Annotated in this window: 15 protein-coding genes and 1 pseudogene; 8 read left to right on the forward strand and 8 right to left on the reverse strand. The window is 68.2% G+C overall.

The window, feature by feature from the left end:
* Positions 1-49: 49 nt before the first annotated feature.
* The gene (locus AC5RTE_RS09895; RefSeq protein ID WP_494041206.1) at positions 50-931 is read left to right on the forward strand and encodes an alpha/beta fold hydrolase; all 882 of its coding nucleotides are present in this window, start codon (positions 50-52) and stop codon (positions 929-931) included.
* An 8-nt stretch (positions 932-939) separates the two neighbouring features.
* On the opposite strand, the gene AC5RTE_RS09900 is transcribed toward AC5RTE_RS09895, so the two are convergent.
* The 6 genes from AC5RTE_RS09900 to map all read right to left on the reverse strand — a co-directional run bounded on the left by AC5RTE_RS09900 (position 940) and on the right by map (position 7,575).
* Positions 940-1,074, reverse strand: a complete 135-nt coding sequence (locus tag AC5RTE_RS09900) for a hypothetical protein (RefSeq protein ID WP_494041207.1) — start codon at positions 1,072-1,074, stop codon at positions 940-942.
* Between the two features lie 22 nt (positions 1,075-1,096).
* Complete coding sequence (locus tag AC5RTE_RS09905) at positions 1,097-1,867, reverse strand: type 1 glutamine amidotransferase domain-containing protein (RefSeq protein ID WP_494041208.1); 771 nt, start codon at positions 1,865-1,867, stop codon at positions 1,097-1,099.
* A gap of 74 nt (positions 1,868-1,941) precedes the next feature.
* A complete protein-coding gene (locus tag AC5RTE_RS09910; protein WP_494041209.1) occupies positions 1,942-2,925 on the reverse strand; it encodes an NAD-dependent epimerase/dehydratase family protein in 984 nt (327 codons plus the stop codon).
* Entirely contained in the window at positions 2,922-5,540 is a 2,619-nt protein-coding gene (locus AC5RTE_RS09915) for an alpha/beta fold hydrolase (protein ID WP_494041210.1), read from the reverse strand. The genes AC5RTE_RS09910 and AC5RTE_RS09915 overlap by 4 nt, the downstream gene beginning before the upstream one ends.
* Positions 5,541-5,581: 41 nt before the next feature.
* Positions 5,582-6,604 carry a 3-oxoacyl-ACP synthase III gene (locus AC5RTE_RS09920; RefSeq protein WP_494041346.1) on the reverse strand — a complete coding sequence of 341 codons (1,023 nt, stop codon included), beginning with the start codon at positions 6,602-6,604 and terminating at the stop codon, positions 5,582-5,584.
* Positions 6,605-6,792: 188 nt separating this feature from the next.
* Positions 6,793-7,575, reverse strand: coding sequence for a type I methionyl aminopeptidase (map, locus tag AC5RTE_RS09925; protein ID WP_494041211.1), 783 nt, complete (start codon positions 7,573-7,575; stop codon positions 6,793-6,795).
* A 43-nt stretch (positions 7,576-7,618) separates the two neighbouring features.
* Between map and AC5RTE_RS09930 the strand changes: the two genes are divergently transcribed.
* The 3 genes and pseudogenes from AC5RTE_RS09930 to AC5RTE_RS09940 all read left to right on the forward strand — a co-directional run bounded on the left by AC5RTE_RS09930 (position 7,619) and on the right by AC5RTE_RS09940 (position 10,588).
* A complete protein-coding gene (locus AC5RTE_RS09930; protein WP_494041212.1) occupies positions 7,619-7,921 on the forward strand; it encodes a helix-turn-helix domain-containing protein in 303 nt (100 codons plus the stop codon).
* A 21-nt stretch (positions 7,922-7,942) separates the two neighbouring features.
* A pseudogene (locus AC5RTE_RS09935) lies at positions 7,943-9,898 on the forward strand (PEP/pyruvate-binding domain-containing protein); the annotation flags it as partial.
* Positions 9,899-10,342: 444 nt separating this feature from the next.
* Positions 10,343-10,588: a PEP-utilizing enzyme gene (locus AC5RTE_RS09940; protein WP_494041347.1), complete on the forward strand. Its 246-nt coding sequence runs from the start codon at positions 10,343-10,345 to the stop codon at positions 10,586-10,588.
* A 10-nt stretch (positions 10,589-10,598) separates the two neighbouring features.
* Here AC5RTE_RS09940 and AC5RTE_RS09945 read toward each other — a convergent pair whose 3' ends face one another.
* Positions 10,599-11,102: a mycothiol transferase gene (locus tag AC5RTE_RS09945; RefSeq protein WP_494041213.1), complete on the reverse strand. Its 504-nt coding sequence runs from the start codon at positions 11,100-11,102 to the stop codon at positions 10,599-10,601.
* 89 nt (positions 11,103-11,191) lie between these two features.
* On the opposite strand from AC5RTE_RS09945, the gene AC5RTE_RS09950 reads away from it, so the two are divergent.
* Both AC5RTE_RS09950 and AC5RTE_RS09955 read left to right on the forward strand, forming a co-directional pair.
* A complete protein-coding gene (locus AC5RTE_RS09950; RefSeq protein WP_494041214.1) occupies positions 11,192-12,193 on the forward strand; it encodes a bile acid:sodium symporter family protein in 1,002 nt (333 codons plus the stop codon).
* 124 nt (positions 12,194-12,317) lie between these two features.
* Positions 12,318-13,886, forward strand: coding sequence for a serine hydrolase domain-containing protein (locus tag AC5RTE_RS09955; protein WP_494041215.1), 1,569 nt, complete (start codon positions 12,318-12,320; stop codon positions 13,884-13,886).
* 22 nt (positions 13,887-13,908) lie between these two features.
* On the opposite strand, the gene AC5RTE_RS09960 is transcribed toward AC5RTE_RS09955, so the two are convergent.
* Positions 13,909-14,175 (reverse strand): hypothetical protein, encoded by a 267-nt coding sequence (locus tag AC5RTE_RS09960; RefSeq protein ID WP_494041216.1) that lies wholly within the window; start codon positions 14,173-14,175, stop codon positions 13,909-13,911.
* Between the two features lie 193 nt (positions 14,176-14,368).
* Between AC5RTE_RS09960 and AC5RTE_RS09965 the strand changes: the two genes are divergently transcribed.
* Positions 14,369-15,607 carry an MFS transporter gene (locus AC5RTE_RS09965; RefSeq protein ID WP_494041217.1) on the forward strand — a complete coding sequence of 413 codons (1,239 nt, stop codon included), beginning with the start codon at positions 14,369-14,371 and terminating at the stop codon, positions 15,605-15,607.
* A 138-nt stretch (positions 15,608-15,745) separates the two neighbouring features.
* On the forward strand, positions 15,746-16,816 hold the full coding sequence (locus AC5RTE_RS09970) for a glycerophosphodiester phosphodiesterase family protein (RefSeq protein ID WP_494041218.1): 1,071 nt from the start codon (positions 15,746-15,748) through the stop codon (positions 16,814-16,816).
* The last annotated feature ends 8 nt before the right edge of the window (positions 16,817-16,824 follow it).

The raw sequence follows: 16,824 nt of genomic DNA on the forward strand, positions 1-16,824 counted from the left end.
CGAATAATCCCCACCGCTCAAGGCCCTGTGCCCGGCGTACCCTGAAGCTATGGACTTCGAAGTCCTGGATCTCCGGCTTCGCACCGGCATCACGGTGCCGTGCCTGGCCCAAAACAACAGCCAGGACGACGGCGGCCCGCCCCCACTTTTGCTGCTGCACGCCTGGGGCGAGTCCCGCCACAGCTTCGACCGGCTGATCCCCCTGCTGACCGGCTGCCGGGTTTACGCACCGGACCTGCGTGGGCAGGGTGAGGCGGACAAACCCGCAGGCGGCTACTCCCTTGCGGAGCAGGCCGAGGACGCCGCCGCGATCCTGGACGCGCTGGACGCGCTGGACGTGCCGCGGGCCGCCGTCGTCGGCTCCTCCAGCGGCGGCTACGTGGCCCAGCAGCTCGCCGTCGCTCACCCCGAAAAGGTGACGGCGCTGGTACTGGTGGGGGCTCCCCTGAGCCTGCACCGCCGGCCCGCCTTCGCGGACGAAGTGGATGCGCTCACCGACCCTGTGGACGAGGACTGGGTCCGGGACTCGCTGTCCTGGTTTCCCCTGCTCCACGACGTCCCGGCCCGGTACCTCGAGGACCGCGTCCGGGACGGACTAAGGATGCCCGCCCACGCGTGGAAGAGCATCCTGCACGGGCTTTGCGAAGCCAGCCCGCCCACAGAATCCCGAACCATCCAGGCCCCAACGCTCATCCTGTGGGGAGCCGAAGACAACCTGCTGCCCCGCAGCAGCCAGGAAACCCTGGCCGCCCGGATACCCGGCGCAATCCTGAAGGTCTACCCCGACGCGGCGCACATGGTCCTGTGGGAGTGCCCTGAACGGATTGCAGAGGACACGGTGGCATTCCTCCGGTTAGCTGGGCACACCAGGAAAAGTGGGGCACCGGGGCACGGTGACTCCGGTCAAGTCCCGCGATACCTCGGGTGCTGAAGCGGCCGCTAGCGCGAAGGCGTCCCGTCGATGTCAGTCCGCGCCTCACGCTCATCTGTGGCTGGCTTGTCGTGAACCTTCTTCTGGATCTTACCCTCGACGTCAGCGGGCACAGGAGGATCCTTCTCATCGTCAGTAGACATAGGCCAAGCCTAAGCTCTAGGGTTATTGCTCCCCCTCTGCGGCGGCAGCAGCCTTTTCGGCGTCCTTCTCAGCGCGCAGGGTCTCCGACTCGTGGCGTTCCTCGGCTTTTTCCTGGTGGATCACCTCTGCGAAGAGCTTTTCCATCTCCTTGGCTACGCCGGCAGCTGAGGCCGGGTTCTGGCCGGTCACCAGCCGCTCGTCAACCACTACCTTCTCCTCGAAGACATCAGCAAAGACGTGCGTGGCACCTTGTTCCTCCAGCCGGTCTGCCAGGAAAAACGGGATGACTTTGTCCTTCCCCGCGGCTACCTCTTCGTCGTTGGTGAAGGCGGCTACCTTCCGGCCCTCGACGAGGCGGAACCCGTTCTCCAGTTCCACGTTCAGCAGGCCGGCCGGTCCGTGGCAGACCGCGCCTACCAGTCCGCCGTTGTTGTAAACGCTGGCAACGAGATTCTGCAGGCCTTCGCTGTCGGGGAAGTCCCACATGGTCCCGTGACCGCCCACGAGGTAGACGGCGTCGTACTGGCCTGGATCAACCACATCCACGCGGGCCGTGTTGTAGAGGCCGGCGCGCGTGGTTTCATCCTCCGTGAAGGCCACCTGGGTGGGATCTTTCGTGTCCACCTCGTCGCGCGGTGGCTGGCCGCCTTGGATGGACGCAAAGTCGACGAAGTGTCCGGAATCCTTGAACACCTTCCAGGGATGGGCAGCCTCGGCCACGTTGTAGCCGGTCTTCTCTCCCGTATCGCCGATCTCGGAAACGCTGGTCAGTACCATGAGGATTTTCTTCATGAAGTGCTCCTTTCGTCCAACTCCCACCCTACGCGCAGCGCCGTCCGGGCCCTCCCCGTCTTCGCTGGTGGCAGTTAGCCGCGCCGCCGTCGGGAGCCATAGTGCTCGGCCAGCCTCGCCAGTCCCTCATCGAGCGAGACGGCGGGTTTCCAGTTAAGGAGCTCCCGGGTCTGGCGCTGGTCGAACCAGTGGGCGGTGGAGAGTTGCTCGGCGAGAAACCTGGTCATTGGCGGCTCCTCTTGCCGCCCGGCCCAGGTCCACAGCTTTTCCACCACCGCTCCCGCCGCACGCGCCACCCGGCCAGGCACCGACCACGACGGCGCGGGGACACCTCCCGCAGCACAGATACCGGCCAGCAGCTCGCTCACCGGACGGGGCTCGCCGTTGCTCACCACCAGCGCCCTGCCGTGCACGTGGTCCATGCGGTGGAGAGCGGCGACGATGGCCGCTGCGGCGTTGTCAACGTATGTGGTGTCGATCAGGGCTGCGCCGGCGTCGAGCAGCGGCAGCCGGCCCTGGCTGGCGCGTGCCAGGACCCGTTCCACCAGCTGGGTGTCCCCCGGGCCCCAGACAATATGGGGCCGCACCGCCGCGACCCGGAAATCCGGTGCGTCGGCAGACAGCGCCAGCAGCTCGGCCTCGGCCTTGGTGCGGGAGTAGTCGCCGTGCGCATGCTCCGGGTCCGCCGGGTCCGCGCCCAGCCCGGCGATGGCGGCGCCGGAGTTGGCCACGGACGGGGAGGACACAAACACCACGTCCCGTACCCCCGCCTCGCGGGCGCACTGCAGCAGGCGTCGGGTCCCTTCGACGTTCACCTCATCAAACTCCGCCGCCCGGCCCGTGAAAGAGACCTTGGCGGCCAGGTGGATGACTCCTTCCGCGCCCTCGACTGCTTTCCGGAGCACCTCCTCGTCGGCCAGTGAGCCGCGGAAATCAGCAGCGCCGTCGACCCCTGACGGACGGCGCTGGAACGTCGCTACATCATGGCCCTGCCGCACCAAAAGACGGGCCACTTCACCGCCGAGCAGCCCGCTGGCGCCGGTGACCAGGACCCTCACGGCTTCCCCGGACGGCCGCCCGCCAGCACTCGCGCAGCCCAGCGGGACAGCCGGGTCCTGTCAATCTTGGCGTTGTGGCGGATGTCGGTGGGCTGTGCGGGGACGGCGAGCACAGCGGAAACCTGCACGGCAGCGGTGAGGGCCGCCCCGCGGACGAGTCCGGCGAGCTCCGGCTCAGCGAGGCCGGCTTTGCGGGCAGGAGGGATGGTCTCGACGACGGCGACCACGGCCTGGGTGCCGGCCGGTCCCACCCCCGCGAGGGCCGCGAGCCGGACGGACTCCAGCCGTTCGATGGCCTGTTCCGCACCCACCGGAGTCACCACGGCGCCGGGGGCCGTCACCACATGCGCGAGCCGTCCTTCCACCCACAGCCGGCCGGCGGCGTCGAAGTGCCCCACATCGCCGGTGCGGTGCCATCCCGGGATGCTGGTGCTCTCCCCCTGGGTCAGCCAAAGCCTGTCGTATGCTTCCTTGACGTGCGGGGCGCTGACCAGGATCTCACCGGTCACGCCGGCTTCGGTCACGGGCTGAGACCCGGGCGCGGTGCCGTTCCCCGCCAGCGGGATGACCGCCACGCGGGCGCCGTGCACCGGCTTTCCCACGCACACGCCGTTGCCGGCTCCCGGCACGGTGCCGGCGGCAGCATCGGCGTCGGCCGCCTGGATCTGCTCGAGGCTGATGTCGGTGACCGGCAGCGCCTCAGTCATCCCGTATGGGGTGTGCAGCGACGCCCGGGGCAGCAGCCGCTGCACCTCGGCCAGCAGCGGCTCGGGGACGGGCGCTCCGGCAGACAGCAGCAGTTCGACGCTTCCCAGCGCTTGGTGCCCGGCGTCGCTCAGGCTTTCCTGGGTGGCCAGGACGTTCCGCAGCGCGGCCGGCGAGGCGAAGACCACCGTGGCGTCGATGGCCGCGGCGGCGTCGGCGAGCGCTGTTGCCGTGAGGGTGCGGGGCGCAGTGACGTCCATGGCCGGCGTTACCGACACCGCTCCGAGCGCCGGCCCCAGCAGTGCGAACGGGGCAAAGCCTGCCACCAGCCGGGCACCGGGACGGATCCCGAAGGTTGCGGCCAGCGTGTCCCGCATCGCGGCCAGCTGCCGGTGCGTATACAGAACGCCTTTGGCGGGGCCGGTGGAACCGGAGGTGAAGAGGACGGCGGCCGGGGCATCCGGATCCGCGCTTTCGGTCGGCTGTGAACCGCGGCCGGCGCCGGCCCGGGCCAGGGCCGCGAGGGAGGTCTCGACTCCCAGGAGCCGACGTCGGGCGGCCGGGAGGTCCTGCACGCTGATCCGCCGTCCCGGCCAGCCGAGCACCGATGCGGCGGCGAGCGCCTTGTCGATGCCGATGAGGAAATCGGGGGTGGCGCCTTTCACGGCGCGGCTCAGGCCCTTAGTTCCTAGCCCGGCGTCGGCCACCACCACCACGGCACCCAGCCGCAGGCAGGCGTAGAGCGCCACGGTCAGGTCCACGCCGGGGGGAACCATCAGGCTCACCCGGCTGCCGCTTGCCACACCGGCATCCCGCAGCCCCGCCGCGAGGTCCAGGATGTTCCGGTCCAGCTGCTGCCAGCTGAGCGAACGGGCAGTGGTGCCGTCCGGCGCCATTTCCGCGACGGCGGTGTCCCCTCCCGCCGGCCCTGAGGCCTGTTCATTGAGCAGGTCCCACAGCGGGCTGAAGGCCGCGGACTCCGGCCCGGCCGGTACACCCTCTGCGCTCGGGGCTTTGCTTTCGCCGGCACCGAGGTTTCCCGCGAGCCACTGGAAGACGGGCGCGGCAATGTTCCGGTCCTCAGCCACGAGGTGGCCTGCGCCTTCAAACCGATGCACGTCGGCGTGCGGAAGCCGGGTGAGAAGGTCCTTGAGGTACCGGTCCGAAAAGATGGGATCCCGGGGACCCCACAGCATCAGCGCCGGGACCTTCAGCCCGCGCAGCCCTTCGGCCACGCCGGTGAGTGCGGGGAAGCTCGGGTGGGACGCGTCCACGGGAATGTCCGCCACGAAGTTCCCCACCCCGGCCCGGCGGTCGGCGCTCCGGTAGGGGGCCATGTACGCCTTGCGGACGATGGCGGGCAGCGGCGGGTGTGCCAGGGAGTGTGTCACCCGGAGAAAGGCGTCCGACGTCGTGGTCCCCCACTGGTGCACGGCAGGGTGCAGGGCAAGCCGCAGGGCCGGCGGAATGGCCGAACCTGACGGCTGGTGGACGGCGGTGTTGGTGAGGACCACCCCGGCGAGCTGCTGCGGGTGGGCCACGGCCCAGCCCAGGCTGATCACGCCGCCCCAGTCGTGGCCCACCGTCACCACGGGACCGTCCAGGCCCAGGGCGTCGGTGAGGTCGCCGAGGTCGTTGATCCGGTCGGCCAGGCGGCGGAAAGTGCCGGTGCGCTCCGAGAAGCCCATGTCCAGCTGGTCAACCGCGATAACGCGCCACGGGTGAGCCGGATCTGATCCTGCGGCCAGCAGTGTCCGCCACAGGTAGGACCAGGTGGGGTTGCCGTGCACGCACAGCAGGGTTCCGGCCGGGGTCAGGCCGAGGCGGGCCAGCTCTTCGCCGTTGTCCAGCAGGTGCCAGCGGCGTACAGTTCCTGGCGCGTCGGCGGCAGAGGTGGACGGCACGTCCATGTCGCGAGACCATTCCCTGCGGACGCCGGGCCAGCCGGCGGCTACCAAACGATTTCCAGCATTGCGGTGTTCAGCCCGGAGCCCACGCCCATGCACAGGACCCGGTCCCCCGCTTCAAGGGACTGCGCTTCGGCGGCGAGGGTCATGGGGAGGGAGGCCGGGCCTACGTTGCCCCAGTGCGGGAATGTGATGGGCACCTTGTCCGGATCCAGGTCGATCGCGTCGATGATGGCCTTGGTGTAGGCGTTGCTCACCTGGTGCGTGACGTACCGGTCCATGGCGGCCCAGTCCCACTCAGGCTGGGCTTCGTGCCAGGCCTGGACGACGAGCTGCAGGCCGCCGTCGAGCAGTCCTTTTGTGTCGGTGGCCATGCCGTCAATGCCGCCCACGCACAACTCGTGGTGTTCGGTGCCGGCGCGCATGACTCCGCCGACGATCCGGTGCGAGCCGGGGTGCTGGTCCGCGGGGCCGAGGACGGCGGCAGCGGCTCCGGAGCCCAGGGTGAGGGTGGCGAACTCCCGGTTGAAGTCCTCGCGCGTGGTCTCGGGCCGCTCGAGCCGGGCCAGCGTGGCTTCCTGCGTGGACTCGGCGTCCTCGCCGTTGACTATCACCGCGTACTTGATCTGGCCGGAGTCGATCATGCTGGCGGCCAGGGTCAGGCCGTTGACGAACCCCAGGCAGGCGTTGGCGAGATCGAAGTTCATGGCCGACGACGGCAGGCCCAGCCCGTGGTGGATCTTCACCGCGACGGATGGTTCCAGGTTGCGCCGTGTCACCGAGGTGTTGATCAGCAGGCCGACGTCGGACGCTTCCACGCCTGCCTCGGCCAGGGCCTTCGCGCCTGCTTCGGCGGCAGCGTCATCAAAGGACGTCCCTGCTGCCCACCAGCGGCGGTGCGTCACGCCGGCAACGCGCTCCAGCAGCCGGGGCGGGAACTTCAGCCGCTGCAGTGTGGACGCCAACCGGCGGTCGAAATCGGTGGAACTCACGATCCTCGGAGCCTCGACACTGCTCACCGAAAGAAGCGCGGTGTTGCTGTGCCTGAAGGTTGCATTCCCTGCCAAATCAAGCCCCTGTTCGTTTCCGTCCTGCCTGCACACGGTGGCTGTACCCATCTGCGCAAGTTCAAAGCTTAACCGGGATGTTGCCCGCCCCGCTCAATTCCGCCCCCGAACCCAGGCCCGCATGAGGTCAGCGAACCCGCCCGAAACCGGAATCGTAAGCAGGCTTAGCATACGTTATGGCCGCAACATCACGGGAGAACTTGGGTGGGCAGGGTGAGGATTTCCGCTCCGTCCTCGGTGATGGCAATGGTGTGTTCGCTGTGTGCAGTCAGGCAGCCTGTCGCGCTTCGCAGCGTCCAGCCGTCAGGATCGGTGATCAGTTCTGCGGTATCTGCCATCACCCAGGGCTCCAGCGCCAGCAGCAGCCCGGGGCGCAATGTGTAGCCCCGGCCGGGCCGCCCGGTGTTGGGAACGTGCGGGTCCTGGTGCATGGTTGAGCCGATGCCGTGGCCGCCGAACTGTGTGTTGACGGGGTAGCCTGCCTCGCTGAGAACGGAGCCGATGGCATGGGAAATATCACCGATGCGGGCACCCGGACCTGCCGCGGCTATCCCTGCAGACAGTGCCCGCTCGGTGGCGTCGATCAGGCTGATGCTCTCGGGCGGTTTCGACTCCCCCACCACGAAGCTGATGGCAGAGTCTGCGGCCACACCGCCCTTAAGGACAGCGAGGTCGAGGGTCAGCAGGTCACCGTCGGCAAGCTGGTAATCGTGCGGCAATCCATGGAGCACCGCATCGTTGACGCCGGTGCAGATGTAATGGCCGAACGGGCCGCGCCCAAAGGACGGCGCGTAGTCCACGTAGCAGGATTCTGCTCCGGCCTCGATGATCATCGCTTTGGCCCACCGGTCAATGTCCAGGAGATTGGTACCCACCGTGCTCCGGCTTTTCAGTGTCTGCAGAATGTTCGCGACCAGGGCGCCCGCCTCTTTTGCCCGTGCCAGTTCGGCGGAGTTCAGGATCTCAATCATCCAATAACTATACCGGCCAAATTATCCCGGTATAGTTGTACCCATGGTTAGATTGCCGCTCACATTCGAAGAGGTGGAGCGCGGACAGCGCCTCGGCGCCCTGCTGCGCACCGCCAGGGGCGGGCGCTCCATGCTTGAGGTCGCACTCGATGCGCAGGTGTCACCGGAGACCCTCCGCAAAATCGAGACGGGCCGTGTGGCCACCCCTGCCTTCCCCACCATCGCCGCCATCGCGGACGTCCTCGGGCTCTCCCTCGATGTGGTGTGGACAGAGATCAGCACGCCCGCCAGCGGCGCTGCCCCCAACACGTCAGGTTCCAAGGCCAGCGAGCGTCTGGCCTCGTAAATCTCCAAAGGACGCGCCGTGATGACCACTGTCGAGAATTTAAGCGATGTGGGGCGCGGCGACCTCGCCGTGGCCGGCGGCAAGGCGGTGGGGCTGGGCGGCCTCATCCAGGCCGGACTGCCGGTGCCGCCGGGGTTCGTCCTGACGACCGCCGCCTACTCACGGTTCACCCTCGACAACCACTTCGCGGCGGAGATCCGGGAACTGGCCGCGCTCCCACCGGAATCGCCGCCGCAGGACTACGAGCGTGCCGCGGAACGGATCCGGGCCCTGTTCGGCAGCGGCACCATGCCCGCCGACATCGCAGCCGAACTCGGCGAGGCCTACGGACAGCTCGGCGGCGGTGACACCCCAGTGGCGGTCCGGTCCTCCGCTACGGCCGAGGACCTTGCCTCGGCCAGTTTCGCCGGGCAGCAGGAAACCTCCCTGAACATCCGCGGGTCGGAGGCATTGTCCGCCGCGGTGGTTGATTGCTGAACTTCCCTCTGGACCGCGCGCGCCATGGCCTACCGTGCCCGGGAAGGCGTGGCGCCGGACGAGGTGCGCCTCGCCGTCGTCGTCCAGCAGATGGTGGAGGCCGATGCGGCCGGGGTGATGTTCACCGCCAACCCGTCCAACGGGCGGCGCGGCCAGACGGTGATCAGTGCCGCGTGGGGGCTGGGCGAGTCGGTGGTCAGCGGGACGGTCACCACCGATGACCTGACAGTCGACGCCGGGACAGGCGCGGTGGTGTCCCGGCAGACAGCCGACAAGGAAGTCATGACTGTCTACGCGGAGCACGGCACCCGGGAGGAGCCGGTGGCGGCAGCCCGCCGTCGTGCGCCTGTTCTTGATGACCGTGCAGCTGCCGAGCTGGCTGGGTACGGGAAGCGGATCGAGATCCATTTCGGCGCGCCGCAGGACATCGAGTGGGCGCGGGCCGGCGGCCGGTTCTTCATCCTGCAGTCCCGGCCCATCACGGCATTGCCCGAGCCGGCGGCCGACACCCCTGATACCTGGCCCCTGCTGTATCCAAAGGGGCTCTACTTCCGGGCCAGCATCGTGGAACAGCTCCCCGACCCGCTCACCCCGCTGTTTGCCGACCTCATCGACGGCTCGGTGGCACGGTCGCTGACAGCCCTGCTGACCGAAGCCCTGGGCAGGAACGTCATCCGCGACGGCGACGTGCGAATGCCCACCATCAACGGCTACGCCTACTACTATTACCGCCGCGCGGGCATGTGGCGGATGATGGGCAAGACGCTGCCGGCGGTGCGGGCGCTGGCCCGCGGCAAGGCCCATATGGGCGTGGCCGGCTGGCGGGAGTTCTCGCACCCCCGCTACCAACAGGTGATCAAGGAGTGGTCCGCGAAGCCCCCGGCGGAGCTTCCCGGCGAGGAACTGCTCGCGGGAGCGCAGGCGCTCCTGGATGCCGGCACTGTGTACTACACGGCCGTGCAGTCGATCATTCCGCTGGCCGCCACCAGCGAACTTTCCTTCCGGGCGTATTACGACAAGCTGGTCCGGCGCGACGGCGACCCGCCCGCCCAGACCTTCCTTTTGGGCTTTGACAGCGAACCCATCCGGGCCGATAAGTCGCTGTACGATCTGGCAGGCTGGGCCCGGAGCGATCCGGCGCTGACGGGTGCCTTGGTGGAGCGTCCGACGGCGGTGCTCGCCGAATGCCTGCGCACCGGTGTGCCGCCGGAAGGGGTGGACGACGTCCTGTGGCAGGAATGGCGTTTCGCCTTCCGGGAGCATCTGGGCCTGTACGGCCACGCGGTCTACAACCTGGACTTTGCCAGCCCGGTGGCAGCCGACGATCCGTCCGCCCTGCTGGAGACGGTCAAGTTCTATCTACGGGGGCAGGGCACCGACCCGCATGAGCGGCAGCTGACCGAGCGGCGGGAATCGCTGACTGAACAGACGGTAGCCCGGCTGGGGCCGCGCCGCAGCGCCGTGTTCCTGCGGCTGCTGCGGTGGGCGCAGGAGACAGCACCCCTCCGCGAGGACGCGCTGGCCGACGTCGGACTCGCCTGGCCGCTGCTGCGGCAGATGCTGCTGGAACTCGGGCACCGGCTGGTCGCCTCGGGCGTCATCGCCTCCCCGGACGATGTGTTCTGGCTGCGGCACCAGGAACTGCAGAGCGCCGTCGAGTTCGGCCTGGCCTCGCCAGGGGCACGCGCAGTCACGATCACCGGGGCGGACCGACCCGCCCGCGCCGCCGCCGTCGAGGACCGCAGGATGCTGTGGCGGGGCCAGGTGAAGGCCGCTGCCCCGCAGATGCTGCCCGAGAACCGGTGGATGGAAAAGGCGTTCGGATCGATGATGCCCGCCGGTTCACAGCGCCAGCGCGGCGACGTCATCAAAGGCGCCGGTGCCAGCGCCGGCCGGGTCACCGCACCCGCCCGCGTGCTGGCCGGGCCGCAGGACTTCGGCCAAATGGAGCCCGGGGACGTCCTGGTGGCCCGCACCACCACCCCCGCCTGGACGTCGCTGTTCGGGATGGCCTCCGCGGTGGTGACGGACGTCGGCGGCCCGCTGAGCCACAGCTCCATCGTGGCGCGCGAGTACGGAATCCCGGCCGTCCTGGGCACGGGCGTGGCCACGCAGCGGATTGCCACCGGCCAGCAGATCAGCGTGGACGGCGACGCCGGGACGGTCACGTTGGAGCGTCCGGCCGGTTAGGAGCGGCCTGCTACGTGTCTCCCAGGCCCTTCGCATAGGCGGCCTGCCCCACATGCTGGAGGCAGTCGGCAAGGGTGCTGACCAGCCGGACGCCGAGCGTGACGGGCGGATCCCAGCGCCGGTCCACGATCCGGTCCAAATCCTCGTCCCGAAGTCCTGCCAGGAAACCCACGGTCTGCCGGTGCACGGCGTCGTAGTACTCAAGCAGCAACTCCGGTACGGCCTGGACCGCGTCAACCTGGTCCGTCAAATGCCCGTAGCCGGTGTCCCGCTCCGGCAGCGGCAGGCCGAAACGGCCCGCGAAACCCTGCGACGTCCACACCTGCTCCAGCCCGGCCGCAGCGGCCACCTGCGCATCCTCCACCCGGCCGAGGTGCCAGATCAGCCAGGCGATCGAGTTCCCGGTACCGCCCGGGCGGCGGGTGAGGGCGCCGCCATCGAGCCCTTCCAGCGTGTCCTCCACCGTCTCCCGGATCCGCCCGAACGCGTCCCGCAGCAGCTCATCCGTCTTCACTTTGTTCCCTTCCTTCCCTACAGGCACGGCTGCGTCATCAATCGGCACCAATTCCGGGACCCAACCTTCGCTGTGATAATCCGGTAGGTATGTCTCTTTTACCTGAATCCTCCACCACGGCGTCAGCTGCCGAAGAACGCAGCGCCCGCGTCGCCGTCACCCTGTTTCCCCTGCTTATCCTGGCCGGCGGAGCCGTGGCGCTCGCCGCTCCCTCAGCTTTCACCGGACTGGCCCCGTGGATCAACCCCCTGCTAGGGGTCATCATGTTCGGGATGGGGCTGACCCTCACTCCCCCGGACTTTGCCGTCATCGCCAAGCGGCCCGTCCCCGTGGTGATCGGAGTGGTGGCGCAGTACGCGATCATGCCGTTCCTGGGATGGCTGGTTGCGGCTGCCCTGGGCCTTCCGCCTGCACTTGCTGCCGGCGTCATCCTGGTGGGTTGCTGCCCCGGCGGCACCGCATCGAACGTGGTGTCCTACCTCGCCAAGGGTGATGTGGCACTGTCCGTTGCGATGACCACCGTTTCCACGCTGATCGCTCCGCTGATGACCCCGGCGCTGGCATTGTGGCTGGCCGGCCAGTACATGCCGGTGGACGCCGGTTCCATGGCGTGGTCCATTGTCCAGGTTGTGCTGTTCCCTGTTCTGTTGGGACTCATCATCCGGGTCTTCCTGCCGCGCCTGGTCAACAAGGCGCTGCCGGCCCTGCCCTGGATTTCGGTGCTCGCCATTACCGTTGTGGTGGTTGCGGTGGTCTCCGGCAGCGCAAAGGCCATTTTCGCCGCCGGGCTGCTGGTTCTTGCGGCGGTCATCCTGCACAACGGCCTCGGTTACGCCCTGGGTTACGCTGCGGCCCGTCTCTTCAGGCTCCCAATTCCCTCCCGGCGCACCACTGCAATTGAAGTCGGCATGCAGAATTCAGGCCTCGCAGCAGGGCTCGCGCGGCAGTACCTGACACCTGAAGCGGCACTGCCCGGAGCAATCTTCTCCGTCTGGCACAACGTTTCCGGCGCCGTCCTGGCGGCCTACTGGCGCCGCAGCTCAGCTGCTTCACAGAACGCTGAGCGGGTTCCGGCAGCTGTTACGGAGTAAACCTCCTTCAGCTGTTGGCCCTGCAGGCCCCTCAATTCGGTACCACCGCCGGCTTGCCCATGCGTTGCCTTCCGCTTGGCCAGGCCCTACCGTGAAGTGACGGACAGCCGAAGCAGGTGCAGCCATGCGGACAATGCGGTGGTCAGCGCGTTGCCTGCTGCTGTGCTTCCTGGTGGCCGGGTTCCTCGTTGCTGCCGCGCCCCCGCCAACGGCAGCCCTTACCGAAATTACGGCCAGGGAATCCGCCGATTCTGGGCAGACCTACGCGGCCGTGGACTCCTACCTGCGCGGGCAGCTCGAAAGCCTCGGCATTCCCGGTGCCGCAGTCGCCGTCGTCCGTAACGGCGTCCAGGTGCACTCCGCAACTCTTGGCAAGGCAGACGCCTCGGGACGGCCGATGACGGCGCAAACGCCGGTGATGCTCGCCTCCACCAGCAAGTCGCTAACTGCCATCGCGGTGATGCAGCAGGTGGAGGCCGGGCGGCTGCGGCTGGACGAGCCGGTGCAAACGTACCTGCCCTGGTTCACCCTTGACGATCACCGGTCGCCCGCCATCACGGTGCGCCACCTGCTTCACCAGACCAGCGGCATGAGCGCCAGGGACACCGCCTTCGAAGCCTCCCGCGACCAGCACCCGGACGCCCTGGAAGCAGCCGTCCGCGACCTGGCGAACTCTCCCCTTGCGGGGGAACCGGGCCGGAACTTCCACTACGCCAGCGCCAACTACAACGTACTGGGCGTCCTGGTGCAGGCGGTCTCCGGCCAGCCCTTCGCGGACTACTTGGAGCAACACGTGTTCGGGCCGTTGGACATGGTGCACAGCCATCCCACCCGGGCAGCTGCCCGACAGGACAACCTCGCCGCCGGCCATTCCCGGTGGTTCAGCTCCTTCTGGCTCCAGACGGACGTCCCCGCGCCCGCCGCCGGGATGCCGTCCAGCACCCTTTACTCCTCGGCCGAGGACCTGGGCCACGTGCTGGCGGCGCTTCTCGACGGCGGCCGGCACGGCGACGCGCGGATCCTCCAGCCCCAGAGCGTGGCAGCGATGTTCGAGCCGGGCAGCTCTGTGGACCAGGCCAAGGGTTACGGCATGGGCTGGTACACCCGGCCGCTGGTTGAATCCGTTGACCCCTGGATGCCGGTGCCGCCTGGGGAGTTGCCGCTGCTGCTGGAACACCAGGGGGAATGGGGCAACAGCCACACGTACCTGGCCATGGTCCCCAACTCCGGCCTCGGCGTTGCCCTGGTGATCAACGGCAACGATACTGCCGCCCCGTCGCGGCTCAAGGCCATCGATACCGACATCCTGCGGATCCTCCACGGACAGTCCCCGATACCGGCGGTGGTCTTCGAGGACTGGCTGCAGCGCTACAGCTGGGCGGTGTCCCTGGCGTTGCTGCTGATGGAGCTGCTGAGCCTGTGGCTGGCGCTGTCGGTCCTGCTCCATAAGCGCTTCGCAGGCAGTGGACGGTGGGCTCGTTTGGCCTGGGCCGCAGCCACCCTCGCGCTGGACGTGTTCGCCCTATGGCTGTGCCTGTTCTACGCACCCGCCCGGTTCGATACCGACCTGCCGGTCATCATCCGCCAGTTCCCGGACGTCGGGGTTCCGCTGGTGATGGTGCTCGGGCTCGCGATTATTTGGCCCATCCCGCGGACCATGTGGCTGCTCCTGAGGATGCGGCCAGCACCTTAAGCACTTGGAGCAAGGGCCCCGGCTACTCCTCCATGCCGGGGTGCACGGGAACAAAGTCGACCTTGTTGCCGGAGTTCGTCCGGCCGGCAGGCGTCCTGGAGAAGCCCCGCGCGTCGAGGCCGTTCTTCGCGCGGAATTCGGCGAGCGCGGCGTCGTAGGCGCTGTTGAGGGCCCGGCCGGAAAACTCGCCGGTGCTGCCGTCATTGAAGGCGATCCTGATCCGGACGCTGGCGGGGTAGTGCCGGTTCATCCGGATGAAGCCTTCTGCGTCCTGCTGGAGAGTAATCAAGGAAATCTGCTTTCGTTGGTTGGGCCGGACTCCAGTCTGGCGCAGATCGGCTCTGGCAGGTACCAACAGGGCCCCTCAGACCGGATCTTATGGCACCGGGGTGGTTAGTTCAGAGTGTAAACTTGTTGGAGGAATTGTTCAGGCCAGCAGCGCCGGGTTCCGCTCCCCTCCCCCTTGAATGGAATCCTCCTTAATGTCTTCCGCGATTTCCGCGCCGGCGCCCCAGCGTTTTCCGCTGGCCGCCATGATGGTCCTGGCCACCATCGCCTTTACCGCCATCACTACCGAACTGCTCCCGTCCGGACTGCTCCCCCAGATCAGCGAGGCCCTGAAGGTGTCCGAGCCAGTGGCCGGTTACCTCGCCGCCGCCTACGCCGCGGTCATCGTAGTCACGGTGGTGCCGGCCGCGCGGCTGCTGGCGAACATACCGAAGCGGCCCCTGCTGGTGGCCCTGGTCCTGACGTTCGCGCTCAGCAACGCCCTGGTGGGCATCGCCCCCGACTTCACCTTCGCGATGGTGGCTCGCCTGGTGGGCGGCCTGGCGCACGGACTGCTCTGGACCACCATGGCACCGTATGTCTCGCGCGTGGTACCGGCCGACAAAGTGGGCAAGGCCCTGGCCATTGTCTTCAGCGGCAACAGCCTCGGCCTGGCGATCGGCGCACCGGTGGGCACGGCACTTGGCACGGTCCTCGGCTGGCGGTCGGCGTTCCTGGCCCTCGCCGGCTTCGGCGTGCTCCTCGCCATCCTGGGCTTCCTGTTCCTCCCGTCGGTGCGCCGCGGCGCCGGCGAGGTACGCCCTTCCATGCGTTCGGCCATCGCCCAGCCCGGCGTGAAATCCGTAGCCATCGCCTGGCCCCTGCTGGTCCTGGCCCACTTCGCGCTTTTCACCTACATCGCCCCGTATATCCGCGACGCCGGGCTGCCCGACTACGCCATCAGCCTCTCCCTCACGGTCCTGGGCGTCTCGGGCCTGCTCGGCATCTGGATCGCCGGGCTCACGGTGGATTCGCACCCGCGCCGTTCGCTTTTGATCACGACGGCGGCAATCGCCGCCTCAATGCTGGCGTTGCCTTTCGTGGGTGGCAGCCTGTTCCTCACCCTGGCGTTGATGACGGTGTGGGGCGCGGGCCTCGGCGCCATCGGCATCTACAACCAGTCGGCCATCCTCCGGGCCGGCCGTGAGAACAAGGACGCCGCGAACGGGCTCACGGTCCTCACCATCCAGCTGGGCATCACCATCGGTGCCCTCTACGGCTCGGCCGCCCTGGTGGTAGCCGGACCTTTGCTGGTGCCCGCCGCCGCGGCCCTCCCGGTCATCGCGGCACTGGTGATCACGTACGCCGGTAAAACGGCGGCCTATCCGCCGGGCCCGCGCGAGTCCACGTGGAAGCGGCCCCGGCCGGTCAAGGAACCTGAAAACACGCACTAGCGAGGCGGCGTTTTCGGAAGACTCTCTCCCGTTAACCTCAGCTCCAACTCTGCGCACCAAGCACGCAACCTGCCCTCCCTAGCGTTGACGGGTCAGCGGCCTGCCGGCCGCTTCCCTGTCTCACTGGAGGAACCACCCATGCGCCAAGTCCTGACTGCCGCGGCTGCCGCCGCCCTGATCGCCGCCATGGCGGGCCCCGCCGCGGCAAGCCCGCAGAACGAAGCCGGCACGCCGTCGTCGAACGATGCCAGAACGGCGCCAACAAGCGCCATCAAGACGAATGAGCGGAACGGCTCCTTCGACCTGCAGAGCCACCGCGGCGGCCGCGGGGAGTGGACCGAGGAGTCCCTGGCCGCGTTCACCAACTCCCTGGCGCTGGGCGTGACCACCCTGGAGCTGGACACCCACCTGACCCAGGACGGCAAGGTGATCGTTTGGCATGACGGCACCATCCAGGCCGGCAAGTGCAAGGACACCGAAGCCGCCACTGCCGGGGACCCCGAGTTCCCGTACGTGGGCGACCGCGTGGCCGAGCTTTCCCTGGCACAAATCAAGACGCTCGACTGCGGCTTCCAGCAGCTGGCCAGCTACCCTGAGCAGGACGTCATCGAGGGCAACCGCATCGCTGAACTCAAGGACGTCTACCAGCTGGTCCGCGACACCAACGCCGCGAAGGTCCGCTTCAACGTGGAGACCAAGGTGGAGAGCAGCGAGATCGGCGGCGCCGGCATGGAGTCCCTGACCCGCGCCGTGGTGGCCGAGATCAACGCCTCCGGCATGGCCGACCGCACCACGCTCCAGTCCTTCGACTGGTCCTCGCTGAACCTCACCCAGGAGATCGCCACGGAGCTGCCGCTGGTGGCACTCTCCAGCGGCAACGCCTGGATGGGCGTGGGACAGCCCGGCGCCAGCCGCAACCTCGGCGGCATCGACATCGACGACTACAACGGTTCCCTGCCGAAGGCGGCAGCAGCCCAGGGGTACGACGTCGTCTCCCCCACGTTCAGCTCCGTCACCCCGGCGATGATCGCCGAAGCCCACGAACTGGGTTTGCCCGTCATCCCGTGGACCGTGAACACCACCGCGGACATGGAGCGCCTGATGGACCTGGGTGTGGACGGCATCATCACCGACTACCCCACCCGCCTGCGCACCCTCATGGAAGAGCGGGGCCTGAAGCTGCCGAAGGCGTACGAGGTGAAGGGCTAAGCCTTCCG

This window comes from Arthrobacter sp. K41 (genome assembly GCF_059089645.1).

What these genes read in the sequence shown, in the direction of transcription:
- AC5RTE_RS09895 (WP_494041206.1), top strand. Translation starts at nt 50, where the DNA reads ATGGACTTCGAAGTCCTGGATCTCCGGCTTCGCACCGGCATCACGGTG.
- AC5RTE_RS09900 (WP_494041207.1), bottom strand. Translation starts at nt 1,074, where the DNA reads ATGTCTACTGACGATGAGAAGGATCCTCCTGTGCCCGCTGACGTCGAG.
- AC5RTE_RS09905 (WP_494041208.1), bottom strand. Translation starts at nt 1,867, where the DNA reads ATGAAGAAAATCCTCATGGTACTGACCAGCGTTTCCGAGATCGGCGAT.
- AC5RTE_RS09915 (WP_494041210.1), bottom strand. Translation starts at nt 5,540, where the DNA reads ATGGACGTGCCGTCCACCTCTGCCGCCGACGCGCCAGGAACTGTACGC.
- map (WP_494041211.1), bottom strand. Translation starts at nt 7,575, where the DNA reads ATGATTGAGATCCTGAACTCCGCCGAACTGGCACGGGCAAAAGAGGCG.
- AC5RTE_RS09930 (WP_494041212.1), top strand. Translation starts at nt 7,619, where the DNA reads ATGGTTAGATTGCCGCTCACATTCGAAGAGGTGGAGCGCGGACAGCGC.
- AC5RTE_RS09940 (WP_494041347.1), top strand. Translation starts at nt 10,343, where the DNA reads ATGGAGCCCGGGGACGTCCTGGTGGCCCGCACCACCACCCCCGCCTGG.
- AC5RTE_RS09950 (WP_494041214.1), top strand. Translation starts at nt 11,192, where the DNA reads ATGTCTCTTTTACCTGAATCCTCCACCACGGCGTCAGCTGCCGAAGAA.
- AC5RTE_RS09955 (WP_494041215.1), top strand. Translation starts at nt 12,318, where the DNA reads ATGCGGACAATGCGGTGGTCAGCGCGTTGCCTGCTGCTGTGCTTCCTG.
- AC5RTE_RS09965 (WP_494041217.1), top strand. Translation starts at nt 14,369, where the DNA reads ATGTCTTCCGCGATTTCCGCGCCGGCGCCCCAGCGTTTTCCGCTGGCC.
- AC5RTE_RS09970 (WP_494041218.1), top strand. Translation starts at nt 15,746, where the DNA reads ATGCGCCAAGTCCTGACTGCCGCGGCTGCCGCCGCCCTGATCGCCGCC.